Origin of the sequence: uncultured Sunxiuqinia sp. (genome assembly GCF_947495665.1) — a bacterium.
Taxonomy (GTDB): domain Bacteria; phylum Bacteroidota; class Bacteroidia; order Bacteroidales; family Prolixibacteraceae; genus Sunxiuqinia; species Sunxiuqinia rutila.
The window spans coordinates 100,762-118,225 of record NZ_CANLZV010000012.1 but is presented as its reverse complement, the minus strand read 5'-3'; the positions used below and the strand labels follow the sequence as shown (position 1 = coordinate 118,225).

21 protein-coding genes are annotated in these 17,464 nt (G+C 43.4%); 2 read left to right on the top strand and 19 right to left on the bottom strand.

Going from position 1 to position 17,464, the window contains the following annotated elements; genetic code table 11:
• Positions 1-32 precede the first annotated feature (32 nt).
• From atpE to pyrH, 14 genes are all read right to left on the bottom strand, one after another.
• Positions 33-326: an ATP synthase F0 subunit C gene (gene atpE / locus Q1A18_RS14405; RefSeq protein WP_299581884.1), complete on the bottom strand. Its 294-nt coding sequence runs from the start codon at positions 324-326 to the stop codon at positions 33-35.
• 24 nt (positions 327-350) lie between these two features.
• Positions 351-1,442, bottom strand: a complete 1,092-nt coding sequence (gene atpB / locus Q1A18_RS14400; protein ID WP_299581881.1) for a F0F1 ATP synthase subunit A — start codon at positions 1,440-1,442, stop codon at positions 351-353.
• 72 nt (positions 1,443-1,514) lie between these two features.
• On the bottom strand, positions 1,515-1,901 hold the full coding sequence (locus tag Q1A18_RS14395; RefSeq protein WP_299581878.1) for a hypothetical protein: 387 nt from the start codon (positions 1,899-1,901) through the stop codon (positions 1,515-1,517).
• Positions 1,898-2,122, bottom strand: coding sequence for an AtpZ/AtpI family protein (locus Q1A18_RS14390; protein WP_299581875.1), 225 nt, complete (start codon positions 2,120-2,122; stop codon positions 1,898-1,900). Before Q1A18_RS14390 ends, Q1A18_RS14395 begins: the two co-directional genes overlap by 4 nt.
• The gene (locus tag Q1A18_RS14385; protein WP_299581872.1) at positions 2,091-2,474 is read right to left on the bottom strand and encodes a polymer-forming cytoskeletal protein; all 384 of its coding nucleotides are present in this window, start codon (positions 2,472-2,474) and stop codon (positions 2,091-2,093) included. The genes Q1A18_RS14390 and Q1A18_RS14385 overlap by 32 nt, the downstream gene beginning before the upstream one ends.
• Before the next feature lie 208 nt (positions 2,475-2,682).
• A complete protein-coding gene (locus Q1A18_RS14380; protein WP_299581869.1) occupies positions 2,683-3,150 on the bottom strand; it encodes a MaoC family dehydratase in 468 nt (155 codons plus the stop codon).
• Positions 3,151-3,181: 31 nt separating this feature from the next.
• The gene (locus Q1A18_RS14375; protein ID WP_299581866.1) at positions 3,182-4,183 is read right to left on the bottom strand and encodes a beta-ketoacyl-ACP synthase III; all 1,002 of its coding nucleotides are present in this window, start codon (positions 4,181-4,183) and stop codon (positions 3,182-3,184) included.
• A 245-nt stretch (positions 4,184-4,428) separates the two neighbouring features.
• Positions 4,429-4,614, bottom strand: a complete 186-nt coding sequence (rpmF, locus tag Q1A18_RS14370; RefSeq protein ID WP_299581863.1) for a 50S ribosomal protein L32 — start codon at positions 4,612-4,614, stop codon at positions 4,429-4,431.
• Positions 4,615-4,633: 19 nt separating this feature from the next.
• Positions 4,634-5,170 (bottom strand): DUF177 domain-containing protein, encoded by a 537-nt coding sequence (locus Q1A18_RS14365; protein ID WP_299581860.1) that lies wholly within the window; start codon positions 5,168-5,170, stop codon positions 4,634-4,636.
• Positions 5,171-5,307: 137 nt separating this feature from the next.
• Positions 5,308-6,465: a HAMP domain-containing sensor histidine kinase gene (locus tag Q1A18_RS14360; RefSeq protein WP_299581857.1), complete on the bottom strand. Its 1,158-nt coding sequence runs from the start codon at positions 6,463-6,465 to the stop codon at positions 5,308-5,310.
• Between the two features lie 146 nt (positions 6,466-6,611).
• Positions 6,612-8,516, bottom strand: coding sequence for a 1-deoxy-D-xylulose-5-phosphate synthase (gene dxs, locus Q1A18_RS14355; RefSeq protein ID WP_299581854.1), 1,905 nt, complete (start codon positions 8,514-8,516; stop codon positions 6,612-6,614).
• A gap of 109 nt (positions 8,517-8,625) precedes the next feature.
• Positions 8,626-9,408, bottom strand: a complete 783-nt coding sequence (locus tag Q1A18_RS14350; protein ID WP_299581851.1) for a histidinol-phosphatase — start codon at positions 9,406-9,408, stop codon at positions 8,626-8,628.
• Between the two features lie 291 nt (positions 9,409-9,699).
• Positions 9,700-10,263 carry a ribosome recycling factor gene (gene frr, locus Q1A18_RS14345; protein WP_299581848.1) on the bottom strand — a complete coding sequence of 188 codons (564 nt, stop codon included), beginning with the start codon at positions 10,261-10,263 and terminating at the stop codon, positions 9,700-9,702.
• Positions 10,264-10,372: 109 nt separating this feature from the next.
• Positions 10,373-11,083 carry a UMP kinase gene (pyrH, locus tag Q1A18_RS14340; RefSeq protein ID WP_299581845.1) on the bottom strand — a complete coding sequence of 237 codons (711 nt, stop codon included), beginning with the start codon at positions 11,081-11,083 and terminating at the stop codon, positions 10,373-10,375.
• A gap of 142 nt (positions 11,084-11,225) precedes the next feature.
• On the opposite strand from pyrH, the gene Q1A18_RS14335 reads away from it, so the two are divergent.
• Together Q1A18_RS14335 and Q1A18_RS14330 are read left to right on the top strand one after the other, a co-directional pair.
• Entirely contained in the window at positions 11,226-11,486 is a 261-nt protein-coding gene (locus Q1A18_RS14335) for a hypothetical protein (protein WP_299581842.1), read from the top strand.
• A 30-nt stretch (positions 11,487-11,516) separates the two neighbouring features.
• On the top strand, positions 11,517-13,070 hold the full coding sequence (locus tag Q1A18_RS14330) for a glycine--tRNA ligase (protein ID WP_299581839.1): 1,554 nt from the start codon (positions 11,517-11,519) through the stop codon (positions 13,068-13,070).
• 806 nt (positions 13,071-13,876) lie between these two features.
• Here the strand turns inward: Q1A18_RS14330 and tsf are convergent.
• The 5 genes from tsf to Q1A18_RS14305 form a co-directional block, all read right to left on the bottom strand.
• Complete coding sequence (tsf, locus tag Q1A18_RS14325; protein WP_299581836.1) at positions 13,877-14,704, bottom strand: translation elongation factor Ts; 828 nt, start codon at positions 14,702-14,704, stop codon at positions 13,877-13,879.
• A gap of 33 nt (positions 14,705-14,737) precedes the next feature.
• Positions 14,738-15,559 carry a 30S ribosomal protein S2 gene (gene rpsB, locus Q1A18_RS14320; protein ID WP_299581833.1) on the bottom strand — a complete coding sequence of 274 codons (822 nt, stop codon included), beginning with the start codon at positions 15,557-15,559 and terminating at the stop codon, positions 14,738-14,740.
• 114 nt (positions 15,560-15,673) lie between these two features.
• Positions 15,674-16,060: a 30S ribosomal protein S9 gene (gene rpsI, locus Q1A18_RS14315; protein ID WP_299581828.1), complete on the bottom strand. Its 387-nt coding sequence runs from the start codon at positions 16,058-16,060 to the stop codon at positions 15,674-15,676.
• 2 nt (positions 16,061-16,062) lie between these two features.
• On the bottom strand, positions 16,063-16,521 hold the full coding sequence (rplM, locus tag Q1A18_RS14310) for a 50S ribosomal protein L13 (RefSeq protein WP_299581825.1): 459 nt from the start codon (positions 16,519-16,521) through the stop codon (positions 16,063-16,065).
• 309 nt (positions 16,522-16,830) lie between these two features.
• Positions 16,831-17,391, bottom strand: coding sequence for a DNA-3-methyladenine glycosylase (locus tag Q1A18_RS14305; protein WP_299581822.1), 561 nt, complete (start codon positions 17,389-17,391; stop codon positions 16,831-16,833).
• Positions 17,392-17,464: the final 73 nt, after the last annotated feature.

Sequence of the window (17,464 nt, the reverse complement as noted above, 5' to 3'; positions counted from 1 at the left end):
CCGGGAGCGGACGAACAGTAAATGAATTTCCTTTACACAAAAAGGACCAAGGCACAGGTAATTACAGCAAAGAACGCTACCCCTTCAATCAAGGCGGCTGATACGATCATACTTGACCGAATATCACCACTTGCTTCAGGTTGGCGCGCAATTGCTTCCATTGCTGTGGCTCCAATTTTACCGATACCGTATCCAGCACCGATTGCTGCAAAACTAGCTCCAAGAGCAGCTCCTAACTTAGCAAACCCTTCAAAAGTAGCTGCTGCAGTGGCTGCATCTACTGCATCAGTAACTTGCAATAAAACTGTCAAAATAGTTGATAACATAAACTTTAATTTATAGTATTAAAACTAGTGATGTTCTGCTTTTGCCATGCCAAAATACAAGGCGGACAATAAGGTAAAAACGTAGGCTTGAATAAACGAAACAAGAATATCAAGCATCATGATAAACAATGAAAAGGCAATGGATACCGGGCTGATAGACAAACCGGCCACCGTTCCCATTAATTTTCCAAATATAAAGATCAAGCTAAGGAACACCGTAACGATCATGTGTCCAGCCATCATGTTGGCAAAAAGACGAACCATTAATACAAACGGCTTGGTGAACATTCCGGACAGCTCGATAATGGGCATCATCGGAATGGGGAATTTCAGCCACCATGGCACATCCGGATTGAAAATTTCTTTCCAATAATGCTTGTTCCCATTCAGATTGGTAACGGCGAAGGTAAACAAGGCCAGTACCATGGTCACCGCAATATTACCGGTAACATTGGCTCCAAACGGAAAAATCGGGATAAGTCCCATTAAGTTATTCAGCAAGATAAAGAAAAACAGGGTAAGCAGGTAAGGCATAAACTTCTCAAACTTATGCTCTCCAATTGCTGGCTTAGCAATTTCATCGCGAACAAACACAATGATTGGTTCCACCACGTTCAGCACGCCAGTGGGTGCTTTTCCTTTATTGCGCTGGGCCGATTTGGCTGCTGCAACAAAAATCCAAACCATGAAAAATACGCTGATAATTGCCCCCGTTATCGATTTGGAAAGGGACAGGTTGATGGGTAAGCCAACATATTCCCCCTCACTGTTAAGCTCTTCTATCTTTCCGGCGTTCTCACCGTGGTGCGCCAGTCTGAAATTGTGGTAGGTTTCTTCGCCATGCTTAAACTTCGACGACATAAACACATGCCAGCCGGTCGTTTTACTGTAAAGAATGATGGGTAAAGGCACCGTAATGTGTGTTTCGCCAATGGTGGCCAAGTGCCATTCATAGGCATCAGCTACGTGGTGCATAATAAATTCTCCGGGCACAAATTCATTGGTGTGTACGTCATGTGTATCGCCTTCCGCAAATGCAGGAGTTGACACCAAGCTAAAAGAGATTAGAAGGAATAAAATAAAAGCGCTGTATCTTTGGTTTTTCGTTGCTTTCATAACATATAGATGAGTCTGAATGTCCTTTTTAAAAAAGTACTCCAAATTACTAAAAAATTCGATTGATTCAAGCTATTTCTTCAACTTTACGACATGGCTGATCTCGGCTACTTCCATTACCGTATAAGCCATGTACGCCACTAAAAAGTTAATTAAAAACAGTTTTGCCTGATCTCGGCTCGCTAAAAAAAAGCCAAGAGCAACGAACAGGTAAAACAACATTTTCAATGTACTTAAGGCCATAAAGTGGGTTGAGAATTTTGCGATATCTTTCTCGGCAATCCTTAACAAATAAAAATGAACAAGGTTTGTTGTACAAAAGAAAAAAATCAGAATAAATGGCCATCCCGGCAAGGAATACTGCGGAATAAGCTGAGCATAAAGCCCCCAGCCCGCCAACATAAGTACAATGGTTAATAGGACGGACCGATACAGGAATCGCTTCATGAGTTTGTTCATTTCAGAAAATTTTTAATGGCATGATAAATGGCAGCTATCACAGAAAGAATCATCAGCCCAAGGGTAAAAGCGGGGAAAGACAATTCCAACCAATGATCGATCTTATAACCCAAAAAAACACCTCCGACCATGATTGCAATCATTTCAAAGGCGATGTTCGAATAGCGGATGAAATCGTCAAATTTTCGCTTAGGCTTCCTGAAGTTTTTGGGATTCTTCATGCTTGAGTTGTTCGCCCATCTGGCATGAACCTGAAAATAATGCTCCGGGTTCAATGCTTAACTTTCCGGTGCTAATTTCTCCATATACTTTGGATGAAGACTTTAGGCTTAAATGTTGTTCAACCAAAAGTTTTCCCTTTTGGCAGCCCGACACTTCAGAGTCTTTGCAAGTGACTTCTCCATCTACCTTGCCGGTAACACCAATGACAACACGTCCGGAACAGTTCAGGTTACCAATCAATTCTCCATCAATCCGGATATCGCCTTCCGACTCAATATCACCCGTAATTCGAGTACCTTTCCCGATCAAGTTAATCCCCTGCGAATCAACTTCATTGTTCATTCTTGCCATGTTGTTTGTTTTTTTGAGAAGCATCAAATATAGTAAGAAACTGGTTTAATCCACTGACTTTCCTCAATAGAATCTCCAACATGACCAAAAGTTAAAATCGGGCTCCCCCGATTTTTCAGTACACAGATCATGCACGTTTCTAAAGGGAAAATGACTCATTTTCCCTTTAGAAACGTGCATGAAGCTATTTTATTTTAAGATATTCCAGTTAATCATTGAAATGATAGAGGAAGGTAATGTGTCCATCGAAAGCAGGCTTCTTATTGCCTTCAATTTCCATTTGCACCCGAAGTTTCACACGACTGATTCCTCGCAAGTTAGTGCATTCTTTCAGCCAAACATGCGTCCGAAGCCGGCTGTTTACCACTACGGGCGCTCCAAACTTAAGCTGATCAATACCATAATTAACCAGCATCTTGTAATTGGTCACCTCAATAACCTGATCCCACAAGTAAGGCAGCAACGAAAGCGTCAGATAGCCGTGTGCAATGGTACCACCAAAGGCACCTTCATTTTTGGCCCGCTCCGGGTCCGTATGAATCCATTGATGATCGAGCGTTGCATCCGCAAATTGATCGATCTGCTCCTGCGTAACAGTATGATAATCTGAAACACCCAACTTCTGCCCCAGGTAACTTTCAAATTCCTGATGGCTTTGAATTAACAGTTTACTCATTAGAAGGTTCCTTTATATTTTATGAATAAGATTATTTGCTTGAATCGTAGGCCCATTTCAAATAGACCGATCCCCAAGTAAAACCTGCGCCAAAAGCAGCCAGAATAATGTTATCGCCCTTTTTCAGCTGGCTTTCAAAATCATACAAACACAATGGAATCGTAGCGGCCGTGGTGTTTCCATACTTTTGAATGTTAATCATCACCTGCTTGGGACTAATCTTCATACGACGAGCCACTGCATCAATAATCCGCATATTGGCCTGATGAGGAACAAGCCAAGCCAGTTTTTCTGGCGTGATGTTATTCTTATCCATAATTTCAACTGCCACATCGGCCATGCGCGAAACAGCGTATTTAAACACCGTTTGTCCATCCTGGTGGACATAGTGCATCCGATTCTGAACAGTCTCCATCGATGCCGGCATCTTAGAACCTCCGGCTTTCATATGCAGGTAGTGACGTCCTTTCCCGTCGGTATGGTTGATGTGATCAATAATGCCCACATCTTCCGTGGTTGGCTCAAGCAAAACAGCGGCAGCGCCATCACCAAACAATGGGCAGGTCGTACGATCCGTGTAATCCGTAATTGCAGACATCATGTCGGCTCCTACGACAATTACTTTTTTATACTGACCACTTTCCACAAATTTCGACCCGGTAGTTAAAGCAAATACAAAGCCTGAACAGGCTGCATTAATATCAAAGCTCCAGGCGTTAACCAGCCGCGTTTTACGGCTAATTACGTTGGCCGCAGCGGGCAAGGGACGATCAGGAGTAATGGTGGCACAAATCACCAAATCAATTTCATCAGGATGCGTATTGGTTTTTCTTAACAGCTCTTTAACGGCTTCTGCCCCCATATCTGAAGTCGCTTTCCCTTTTTCTTTCAGAATACGTCTTTCCTTAATACCGATGCGTTGCATAATCCATTCATCGGTCGTATCAACCATGGTGCTTAGTTCTTCATTGTTAAGCCTATACTCAGGCAGAAAAGCACCAATGCCCGTAATCGCGGCACGAATATTTTGCATAATTTAATCTTTATATCAATCAAAAAAGCGCTTTCAATCCCTGACTGAAAGGCTACTGGAAATGGAGAAACAAAACGTTGTTAATTTGGTTGCGAAAGATAGGGTGAAAAATTCGAACAGCAAAGAAAAGCGGGCAAAAGAATAACCCTAAGTCATTTTAAAACAACTAATTAAATCGTTCGAAAAGTTTACAATGGGGTAAAAAAAAGATCAGAAGAGTGGCTCTTCTGATCATGATATGAAAGTTAAACAGTAACGTCTTTTTCGATTGCAAGCTTGCCTTTGTAGTATCCACATTCCGGACAAACGGTGTGGTATTTTACAGTCGAGCCGCAGTTAGAACACGTAGCCAATGTTGATGGCGTTGCTTTATAGTGTGTTCTTCTCTTATCCCTTCTGGATTTTGATGTTTTGTGTTTTGGATGTGCCATTTTAAAAAGTCTTTATTTGTTATTCTAATAATTTTTTCAACTCGTCCCATCGTGAATCTGTCTCAGGTTCTTCCTCTTGTTCAACGTCCTGCACAGACAATAGGTTCAGTTTTTCCAACATTTCCGGATTACAAAGGCTTTCTCCATTCGCATCATCCGGATGTACATGTTTTATTGGAATCGACAAAATGATAAAGTCATAAATCAGCTTCGCCACGTTGATGTGAGATTCATCCGGTGCAACCCAAACCACATCATCGCCTTCTTCAAATTTTTCTTCACCATACTTTACGAAAACCTTGTTTTGACTGTCAACCGGCTGGTCAAACAAGTCCAAACAGCGATCGCACTGTATTTTCACCGTTCCACGGACATGAAACCAAAGAACTATCAATGCACTTTGTTTCTCCAGCTCCAGCGTAATGTCAACATTCCCGTCATCGGCGATTCCTCCGTCGAAGTACTTAAAGAACGCTGATCCTACCTGATAGTCAAACCGATGCTTGCCTAATCCAAGTCCTTTAAGTGCAACGTTATATGCTTTCAAATTTGCCATTGCCTAGAAAAAAGTGTTGCAAAAGTATAAAAAATAAACAAACAGAGAAAATTATCTGATTTTTTTAACATCGATTCCCGGCTTTTCTACAAAATTCTTTTGCTCAACGAATTATGCAGCCCAAAAATGTTGAAAAATCAGGCGTTCGGCAACACAATCCGAAAGGTCGTTCCCCGGCCTATTTCGGAGTGTTTAAGGGCAATTTTACCTTGATGGTAATTTTCAATAATTCGTCGGGCCAATGAAAGTCCCAACCCCCAGCCCCGCTTCTTGGTCGTGTACCCGGGTTCAAAAACCGTTTTATACTGCGATTTGGGAATACCTTTTCCATTGTCCGAAATATCCAGAATCGTCTGTTTACTATTTTTCGATAGCTGCAAGCGAATAATACCATCCGATTCAATGGCGTCAACCGCATTTTTACACAAGTTCTCGATCACCCAACTAAAAAGAGCCGCATTGTGAGGCACATCATAGCTCTGCTCGTTATCCACCTCCAGTTGAAAGCGAACTTTCTGAGAGGATCGGTTCTGCAGGTAACTGACCGTCGTTTGCAGCACATGCTTCAAATCAGCCACCACCAACTCCGGCGCTGAGCCAATCTTGGAGAAACGCTCGGTAATCTTTTCCAGCCGGGAAACATCTTTTTCAATCTCAGCGATTAGCTCCTGATCAATCTGTTTCATTTTCAAAAGCTCGACCCAAGCCATCAAGGATGAAATGGGCGTTCCCAACTGGTGCGCCGTTTCCTTCGACATTCCTACCCAAACCTGGTTCTGCTCAGCTTTACGCGAAGAGCTAAAGGCAAAGTAGGAAACAATGATGAATAGCATAATGACTCCGAACTGAGCCAGGGGAAAGTAACGCAAGTTCTGAAGCAAGTTGGAATCCCGATAGTATAAATATTGCTTCATTTCCTCGGAAAGAACGACCTCGATGGGAGCCTTTTGCCCTTTCATCTTTTCCAGTTCATGCTGCAACACAATAGCTTTTCGCTTTTCGGTATAACTGATATTCCGATCGCCTAAAATGGTGCCCGCTTCATCGGTATAAATAATAGGAATAGTGGTATTATCCTCCATGATATCCTGCAAAAAAGTCAGGTCTTGATTGCTGCCATTTCCAACATCCACCAGTCTTTTCATGGCTTCCGCCCACAGTTCAACACTCTTGCGCTCCTGCTTGGACATTTGTCCGATCAACCAGTTGGTATAAATAAGAGAACTGGCGCCAATAAGCATTGCAATTAGTAAAAGAAGTAGTTTCCAGCGCCGTTTTTTGAAATAGAGTTCCAATGGTATTCAGTTTTGATTTCCTTTCTAAACGAATCATCTGACTATAAAGTATAACCGTCCCCTCTTTTCTTCGTCAATCCAGACTCACCTCAGACTACGAGCACCTGCCTCCTAACGAACTAAAACCAACACAGACACTCCTTGCCTTATTGCTCAAGCAAGTCGATACAAGCCTGGTAGATTCCCTTCTGATCGAAGCCACAATCATGCTGCAGCTCTTCCGGCGTACCATGTTCAATAAACTGATCAGGTACTCCCAAGCGAACCAGTTGCGCCTGATAATGATGGTCATTCATAAATTCAAGCACAGTCGAGCCAAAACCGCCCTGAATCACCCCATCTTCGACCGTAATCACACGGGTGTATTTTTGAAAGATCTGGTGAAGCAATTCTTCATCCAACGGCTTAACAAAACGCATATCGTAATGCGCCACCGAAAAATCTTTGTTATTCAGCGACTTTACTGCCCTTGAGGCGTTAACTCCAGTTGTACCAATGGTTAGCACCGCCAAATCTTCGCCTTCAGTCAGCAATCGTCCTTTACCAATTTCAACAAGCTCAAAAGGCTGCTTCCAATCAACTTTGCATCCACAACCGCGAGGATAACGAATGGAAAAAGGCCCCATATTATCCTGCTGAGCCGTATACATCAGGTTGCGCAATTCAATTTCATCCATCGGTGCAGAAACAGTCATGTTCGGGATACTCCGCATATAAGTCAGGTCGAACACTCCATGGTGTGTGGCCCCGTCGGCTCCAACCAAACCGCCACGATCCAGGCAGAAAACCACATTCAGCTTCTGAATGGCCACATCGTGAATAATCTGATCATAGGCCCGCTGCATAAAAGAGGAGTAAATATTGCAAAAAGGAATCAAGCCCTGAATAGCCATTCCGGCCGAAAAGGTAACGGCATGCGGTTCAGCAATACCAACGTCAAATGCCCGGTCCGGCATTTTTTCCATCATAATATTCAGAGAGCAGCCCGTTGGCATGGCAGGTGTCACTCCTACTATTTTGGGATTATTTTCAGCCAGCTCCACCAAGGTGTTGCCAAATACATTCTGAAATTTGGGAGGCTTGTTCAAATCGCACTCGCAGCCAATGATTTCTCCCGTTTCTTTATTGAATTTACCAGGAGCATGATAAACCGTCTGATTCATCTCAGCCAGCTTAAACCCTTTCCCCTTCTTGGTTATTACATGAAGTAACTTGGGCCCGGGAATATCGCGAAGGTCACGCAAAACATTGCTCAGGTATTCTACATCGTGTCCATCAACCGGTCCAAAATAACGAATACCTAAACTTTCAAAGAGGTTTGATTCCTTCAGAAGATAGGACTTTAAGGCGCCCTCCATTTTTTGAACCAACCGCCGGGCTTTAGGCCCAAAACCATTGAGTTTTCCAAGGACTTCCCATATTTCGTTCTTCAGCTTATTATAAGATTTCGACTTGGAGATATTTAACAGGTAATTACTTACTCCGCCAACATTCGGATCAATGGCCATTTGATTATCATTCAACACAATCAGCACATCTGAATTATTGAAACCTGCATTGTTTAGCCCTTCAAAAGCCATACCTCCGGTCATTGAGCCATCACCAATAACAGCCACAACTTTCCGGTTCTTCTCCTTCTTAACTGAAGCAGCCTGAGCCATGCCCAAGGCAGCAGAAATCGAGGTACTGGCATGCCCTACACCAAAAGCATCGTATTCACTTTCCGAAGGTTTCGGGAAACCACTCAGGCCATTGTATTTCCGGTTGGTATGAAACTGGGTTCTGCGCCCCGTGAGTATTTTATGTCCGTAAGCTTGATGACCCACATCCCAAATCAGCTGGTCATAGGGGGTATTATAAGCGTAATGCAAGGCTACGGTAAGCTCTACCACTCCAAGACTTGCCCCCAAATGCCCCGGATTGTTAGATACCTCATCAATGATAAACTGCCTAAGCTCGTCGCAAAGCGTGATTAAGTCCTCCTGCTTTAACTGACGAAGATCGGCGGGCGTATTTATTGTTTCAAGTATGCTTCCCACAGGTTCTTCCATCTCAAAAAATTAGGGCTCAAATATACAACTTCTATTAGTTACAGGCTGAATGATTAAGCGATTAAAATCATCCGGCCGAAAGACTAACGAGCCGCCGAGCCGATTAGTATCAGATCCGCATCGCTTTACGATGGCGTCCATCAAAAGTAGCTATTTCTTCAAAGCCAACCCGCTTCATCAGGTTAAGTGCCGACTCATAATGACGAGCAATCTGATCAGCGCCGTGTGCATCAGACGACAAGGTCATTGGAATATGATGATGATAACAGCGCGTCACAATCTCCGGGCTTGGCGTAAATTCGGCACACGGACGATCAAGTCCTCCCGTATTCAGCTCAACAACCAGGTCGTGTTCCTTAATCACACTTAAGGTGTCCTCAATCAATTCCGATTGGTCGGACTCCGGATAAATCTGAAACTTTTTAATAATATCCAAATGTCCGATTGTATCAAACAAACCCGATTTTGCCGCTTGCTGAATTAAGTCGTAGTAAATATGATAAAGCTCGTCGTTGGACCACTTTCCATACAACGATTTGTCCGTATCAAAATTCCAGTCACCGATGAAGTGAACCGAGCCAATTACATAATCAAGGGGGAGCTGGCTGATGATCTCCTGAATCTCAGCTTCCCGCCCGGGGAAGTAGTCCATTTCAATTCCATAGCGGACTTTAATTTGAGAACGATACTTCTCACGAAGCTCCAGAATCTGCTCGGTCATCACCGGAATATCTACCGGACTAACGGCCCAATCAACTGCTTTAAGTCCCACATGATCGCTAAAGCCAATCTCGTCCAGCCCAATAGCAATAGCCCTTTCAATCATCTCCTCATAGGTGTTCTTTCCGTCAGAGAGGACGGTATGCATATGATAATCAACTAATCCTACCATGGTGTTTATTTAATCTTTTGTTTTAACTGAAACCACATCGCACCACGTATCGGCACTGATGCTAATTTGAATCTAAAATTAATGAAAGGGCGGGAATATAAAAATGTGTTTGAAAGATTGGCTCAGCTTGTATTCATCCACACAACAAATGAGCCATGACCGACAATGATGTAACCTTTTAAAGACCGAACAATCCCAAAAAAAAGGACAAAAAAAAGGCAGCTTCAACAAGCTGCCTCAAAGCCATGAAAACAATTAAACAATGTTCAGAAAACAGAAAACTAGAAACAATTATATCGTTAAAATCTCTTGATTTTTCTCTTCAAGCAGGCCATCAACTTCTTTACCAAAGCGATCGGTCATTTCTTGCACATCGGATTCTGCATTCTTCTGCAGATCCTCAGACAAGCCATCTTTCAATAGTTTCTTCAACCCTTCGTTGGCTTCCTTTCGTGCGCTACGAATACTGATACGTGCCTTTTCGCCCTCCTGACTAACTTGCTTCGTCAGGTTTCGACGACGCTCTTCGGTTAGAGGAGGAACACTGATACGAATCATCTCACCATTATTTTCTGGATTGAAACCCAGGTTGGCGTTCATAATCGCTTTTTCAATCGGAGCAATCATTGGTTTTTCCCAAGGCTGGACAGCAATGGTACGAGCATCAGGTGTACTGACATTTGAAACCTGATTCAGCGGAGTCATACTCCCGTAGTAATCAACTAATACTCCATCCAACATCCTTGTAGAAGCCTTTCCGGCACGAATATGAACTAATTCATCTTCCAGGTGCCTGATGGCTGACTCCATCTTCTCTTTACAAACTTCGAGTATCAATTCTAATTCTTCTTCCATATTCAATTTAAAATGGTCAGTATCGTTGTGCTGTGAGCAAATATAGAAAAAATTAAAGAATTTTGAAATTCCTTAACTTTTTTAATCAATTTTAGTATAAAAATTTCGTTCAGACGTGTACCAACGTCCCAATATTCGCGCCAGACAAGACTTTCAGCAGGTTGCCTTTCTCGTCCATATTAAACACAACGATGGGTAAATTATTTTCTTTACACATGGTTGTTGCCGTCAAATCCATCACTTTCAAACCCCGGTTGTAAATCTCATCAAAAGATATTTTATCAAACTTAGTGGCCGAAGCATCCTTTTCCGGATCGGCAGTATAAATACCATCTACACGCGTTCCCTTTAACATGGCATCCGCTTCAATTTCTATTCCGCGTAATGATGAGCCCGTGTCTGTCGTAAAGTAAGGGTTTCCGGTTCCGGCGGAGAAAATGGCAACTTCGCCCTTTTCCAAGGTCTCAATGGCTTTGTCTTTGGAGTAAAACTCGCCAACCGGCTCCATGCGAATCGCAGTTAGCACCCGCGACTTCACCCCATGGGCGGTCAAGGCCGAATTCAAAGCCAGGCTGTTGATCACCGTAGCCATCATGCCCATCTGATCACCCTTTACCCGGTCAAATCCTTTGGCAGCACCGCTAAGTCCTCTGAAAATATTGCCGCCGCCAATCACGATTCCGATTTGGACACCCAAAGCAACCGCTTCTTTAATTTGGATAGCATAATCACTCAGCCTTTCCTGATCAATACCATAAGCTTGTTCTCCCATCAGAGATTCACCGCTTAATTTTAACAGAACGCGTTTGTATGTGGTCATTTTTTTCTTTTTCCTGCAAAGGTAGAAATATTCTAAAAATTCCGATAAATCAATTCTATCTCCAAATTTCAATAATTGAGCGAATCAAATTCCCAATTCATAATATAATTGCTAATTTTACGGCCGCTGATTTTCAAGAGATATGGAACAATTAAATGTGATTTTATTTTTGGTAGGATTTTTTAGAACATTATTTGTCTTCGTGGTCATTTACTATCTGATCAAGTTGCTTACAAAGTATGTTCTCCCCTTATTTATAAGTCAGCCAAAACAACATCGGGATTTCAGGGAACCCCGCCCCTCAAAACCAGAAGGCGAAGTAACCATTGAGAAAAACCAATACAACAATGGACGCATTCCCAAAGACGAAGGCGAGTATGTTGATTTTGAAGAAGTCGATTAATTTCAAACGGATATTTTAATAACGATTATTATGGCTCAGGAAGATATTTTCAAGAAGCTGATTGCGCATTGTAAAGAGTATGGGTTTGTATTTCAGTCAAGCGAAATTTACGATGGGCTTGGAGCGGTGTATGATTACGGTCAGAATGGCGTAGAACTTAAAAACAACATCAAAAAATATTGGTGGGACAGCATGGTGATGCTGCACGAAAATGTAGTTGGCCTGGACTCGGCCATCTTTATGCACCCCACTATCTGGAAAGCTTCAGGTCACGTAGATGCCTTTAACGATCCGTTGATTGACAACAAGGACTCGAAGAAGCGTTACCGTGCCGATGTTTTAATTGAAGAGCAACTGGCTAAGTTCGAAGAAAAAATGAACAAGGAAGTTGCCAAAGCTCAAAAACGTTTTGGCGATGCGTTTGACGAAAAACAATTCCGCGAAACCAACCCACGTGTGCTGGCCAACCAGCAGAAATGGAATGAGCTGCATGCCCGTTTTGCAAAAGCCCTTAACGACAATGACCTGGCTGAGCTCAAACAAATCATTGTTGACCAGGAGATCGCCTGCCCGATCAGCGGCACACGCAACTGGACCGATGTCCGTCAATTCAACCTGATGTTTGGAACCGAAATGGGCTCGACAGCCGACGGTGCCTTAAAAGTGTACCTGCGCCCTGAAACAGCCCAGGGAATCTTTGTAAACTACCTGAACGTTCAAAAGACCGGACGCATGAAAATTCCGTTTGGAATTGCGCAGATTGGTAAAGCATTCCGGAACGAGATTGTGGCCCGCCAGTTTATTTTCCGCATGCGCGAATTCGAACAAATGGAGATGCAATTCTTCGTTCGCCCAGGATCAGAGCTTGACTGGTTTGAAAAGTGGAAGGAAACCCGCATGAAATGGCACCGCGCATTGGGCTTTGGCGATGACAACTACCGCTTTCACGAGCACGAAAAGCTGGCTCACTACGCCAATGCTGCTGTGGATGTAGAATACAAATTCCCCTTTGGTTTCAAAGAAGTAGAGGGAATTCACTCCCGCACCGACTTTGACCTGTCTCAACACCAGGAATTCTCCGGTAAGAAAATTCAATATTACGATCCGGAATTAGGAGAGTCCTACGTTCCTTATGTCGTAGAAACTTCTATCGGGCTTGACCGCATGTTCCTGCAAATCATGTCAGCCTCTTATTTTGAGGAAGAGCTGGAATCCGCAAATGGCAAAAAAGATACCCGTGTAGTCTTGAAACTGCCTGCACCGCTTGCGCCTGTAAAACTGGCTGTAATGCCTTTGGTGAAGAAAGACGGACTGCCTGAAAAGGCCCGCGAAATTATTGATGACCTGAAGTTTGACTTCAACTGTCAGTATGACGAGAAAGACTCCATCGGAAAACGCTACCGTCGTCAGGACGCTGTAGGAACCCCATTTTGCGCTACGGTAGACCACCAAAGCCTGGAGGATCAAACGGTCACTATTCGCTACCGCGACACAATGAAACAAGAGCGCGTAGCAATCAGCGAACTAAAAGAAATCATTGCTTCGCAGGTGAATTTTAAAGCGCTTTTTGCTAAGTTAAGCTAAGCAATAACACATACTACCATTAAAGGCCGTTTCGAGAGATCCGGCCTTTTTTTGTTCATACAATGAGGCACCAAGGAAAACGAAGAAGGAGGACCGGTGACAAACAGCAGTTAGCTGGCAAATGGAGCCCCCGTATCCCCTACCCTCACTGGATCTTTGGCGTTTTTTGCTTTAAGGGTAGGATCATCATCTTCCATAAGATAGCCATTATCTTATGGAAGATGATGGCTATCTGACGGGGTAGCGTCTTGATCTTCTATAAGAGAAGCTTCCTCTGATGGAAGATAGCCTCCATCGGGCGGGGTAGCATGATCCTCTGATGGAAGATGGTCTTAATCTTATGCCAGAGAGAGGCTATCGGGCGGGGTAGCATCATGATCTTCTGTAAGATTGTTCTCATCTTATAAAAGATGGTCGTTGTCGGGCGGGGTAGCATCATTCTCTGACGCAAGATGGCTGCTCTCGTCGAAGCCTCCTAACGAAGAAACCCAATAAACTTTATTTCCCATTCAACCTTATTCAGGCATTGATACAGAGCATGCAAAAGAAAAAACAAGTTAGAATGCACACTTGCGCCAGTGGTTAGACTTCCTTCCACTCTCGAAGGGAAGGTGCCCCGGGAACCGGGTCGGATGGCTTAAGAGAAGCAAGAGCCAAAGTTAAAGGAGAAAGAAAGTAGTCAGTCGTGAGCATCTGGAAGTCCATGCCCCTGCCCCTATGTACTCAGAAACTTTTCCTCAAACACAAGGCATAAAAAAAGGGCTAACCATTTTGGTTAGCCCTGCTATGTATAGAGATATAAGCTCTTATTCTGCTAGTGTTGTACGAACAAACTCAGTAACCGTCAACCCTTTATCAGCTGATTGCAGGTATTCTTTTACTGTTTGTTTGTTGTCTTTCACAAAGGCTTGATTCAACAATGTGTTTTCTTTGAAGAATTTATTCAAAGCACCTTGAGCGATTTTGTCAAGCATTGCTTCTGGCTTGCCTTCCTGACGGAATTTTTCCTTGGCAATTTCCAATTCTTTCTCAACAACCTCAGGAGCAACATTATCTTTATCAACAGCTACCGGGCTCATTGCAGCCACTTGCATCGCTACATCCTTCAGAATTTGCACATCAGCTACTCCTTGGTTGAAACCAACCAACGTGGCTAATTTATTTCCTGGGTGAATGTAAGGAACAACAGCTTCGGCTTCCACTTTAGCGTAGAAAGACAATTCAATTTTCTCACCAATCACACCAGATTGCTCTGCAACGTGTGATTCAATTGTACGTCCATCAACTTCCAGTGCTTTCAATGCTTCCAAGTCAGCTGCTTTGTTAGCAATTGCCGCATCCAAAAAGGATTTGGTTTTATTAACAAAGTCTTCATTTTTGGCCACGAAGTCTGTTTCACAGTTCAAAACAACGATTGCTCCGAATTTATTATCATCACTAACACCAGCAAGCGCAACACCTTCTGAAGCTTCGCGGTCAGAACGCTTGTTTGCTACCAGTTTACCTTTTTCGCGGATTATCTGAACGGCGGCATCAAAATCACCGTTTGCATCGGCAAGGGCGTTTTTACAGTCCATCATGCCGGCGCCTGTTGCTTTACGCAACTTCATTACATCTGCAGCAGTAATTGCCATAATTGTTTGTGTTTTTAGTTGTTAAAAGAGCAATTATTCTTCGTTGTTTTTCTCTACTTCAACATCTCCTTCAGCCTTAGCTTCTGCTTTCACTTCAGCTTTAGCAGCTGATTTTTTGCTTCTGGCTTTTTTGGGTTTGTCTTCGTCACCTTCGTTTTCACGCTCTACTTTGCGCTCGTTCAAACCTTCGCCAATAGCATCGCACATCAGGCGAACAATCAAACGAACCGATTGAGAAGCATCATCGTTAGCAGGAATGACAAAATCCAATCCCTCTGGATTTGAATTGGTATCAACCATTGCGAATACAGGAATACCCAATTTCTGAGCTTCGCGAACAGCGATCTTTTCTTTCAATACGTCAACAACAAACAAGGCTGCTGGAAGACGCGTTAAGTCGGCGATACTTCCCAGAACTTTTTCCAGTTTAGCACGCTGACGTGTAATTTGCAACTTTTCGCGTTTTGACAAGTTATCCCAACTTCCGTCATTCGCCATTTTGTCGATAGCGATCATTTTTTTCACCGCTTTACGGATGGTTGGGAAGTTGGTTAGCATACCCCCTGGCCAACGCTCAACTACGTAAGGCATATTCACACCCCCTACGGCATCGGCAACGATTTCTTTAGCTTGTTTTTTCGTTGCAACGAATAAAATTTTGCGTCCCGATTTGGCAATTTGTTTCAAGGCGGCAGCGGCCTCATCGATTTTCACAACAGTTTTCTGTAAATCGATGATGTGAATTCCGTTTTTCTCCATGAAAATGTATGGAGCCATGTTTGGATTCCACTTTCTTTTCAGGTGACCAAAGTGTACACCTGCATCCAATAATTCTTGAAAATTTGTTCTTGGCATCTTTTTACTTTTTTAAATAATTTGTTGAAAAGCAACCGCTGAGTAGCTCCTAACCAAAAGTTGGAAGTCTCAGTGATTTCAGATCCACAGTCATATTTAGATTGATAATCGTTCTTAACGTTTTGAGAATTGGAAACGTTTCCGTGCTTTTGGTTGACCTGGTTTTTTACGTTCCACTTCACGTGGGTCACGCGTCAAAAAGCCGGCTTGTTTCAATACTGGTCTTGCTTCCGGATCGATTTCGATCAAAGCTCTGGAGATTGCTAAACGCAAAGCCTCAGCTTGTCCTTTAATACCACCTCCGTCAAGATTTACTTTTACATCATATTGATCAGCTACACCAACAAGGTTTAAGGGTTGCATAACAATATACTGCAGTGTTCCATTGGGGAAATACTCTTTCAAATCCCTTTTATTAATGGTAACATTTCCTTTGCCCTCGCTGATGTAAACACGAGCAACAGCAGATTTTCTACGTCCTAGGGTATTTACGACTTCCATTGTTATAGTTTAATCTTGTTTAAATCAATTACTTTTGGATTTTGAGCCTCTTGTTTGTGCTCAGCACCAACGTATACTTTCATGTTGCCATAAACCTTGCGGCCCAAACGATTTTTGGGTAGCATACCTTTTACAGCTTTCTCCACTAAACGTTCCGGATATTTAGCTAAAATATCGGCTGGAGTTTGCTTGCGCTGTCCACCTGGGTATCCAGTGTGGCGCAGGTAAATTTTATCACTCAGTTTGTTACCTGTTAAACGCACTTTTTCAGCGTTGATAACAACTACATTGTCCCCACAGTCAGCGTGAGGTGTAAAGTTAGGTTTGTGTTTGCCTCTCAGAATCTTGGCTACTGCTGTGGCCAAACGACCAAGCACCATGTCTGTTGCGTCAATCACAACCCATTCCTTATTTGCCGTGGCACTGTTGGCCGAAACGGTCTTGTAAGATAAAGTATCCACTTGCCTTTAATTTTTTAAATTAACACTAAAAGTTGCAAAAACTTACAATCCAATTGGTTGAGAGGCTTCCGACTTATCAACATCGGGCATGTTAATAAGATTTCTACCAACAACATTATCAATCATTTATAAGAACTGCAAGTACGGACAATAATCGGGACTGCAAAAGTATTTCTTTTTTCTGAAAAACCAAACAGAAAAGTGCAGCTAAAATAAAATTAACCCAAAGATTTACAAGCAAGAAGCTGCAAATACCCTCCTGCACTCAAATAGCCGATAGCAAGGGATATCCGGAATAACAGCCACCTTTTACCTGTGCTCAGGGCCTGCGGGGGAAATATTAATTTCCGGCACCTGTTTAAAACGCCACGGCTTACTCACCCAAGGCTCCCCGGCATACTGAATTCCGATACGCGGCAAAGCGGTTACGGTTACTTCATGAGGGGCATCTTCCACCCACAACCGCGCGGAAGTATCCAGGTCCTCCCCATAAAATGACCGGTCAAGTTGCAACTCACGCCCCACCCTTCCCGGCCCATCAAATCCTTCCAGCCCACGAATCAGCACGGCCGAGCCCTGTCCTTCCTGATCGGTGACCACATTCAACAGCCAATACAGGCCGTATATCAAATACACATACACCAGCCCACCCGGCTGAAACATCACTTCAGTTCGCCGGGTACGTCCCTTGCTGGTGTGACACGCTAAATCTTCCTGCCCACAATAGGCCTCGGTTTCCGTAATTCGGTACCGGCAAACCGCTCCATCACCAAACGCGCGAACAAGGGTTTTACCCACCAGCTCGCGGGCTACCTGAGGGGTGTCACGCTGAAAAAAACCGGCCGGGAGCCTTTTTGAAGTTGCATCCATACCACAAAGATAGCCTTTTAAAAAAGCGGTATCTTCTTCTTTAACGAAGACAAACACAGGCGCACGAAGTTTG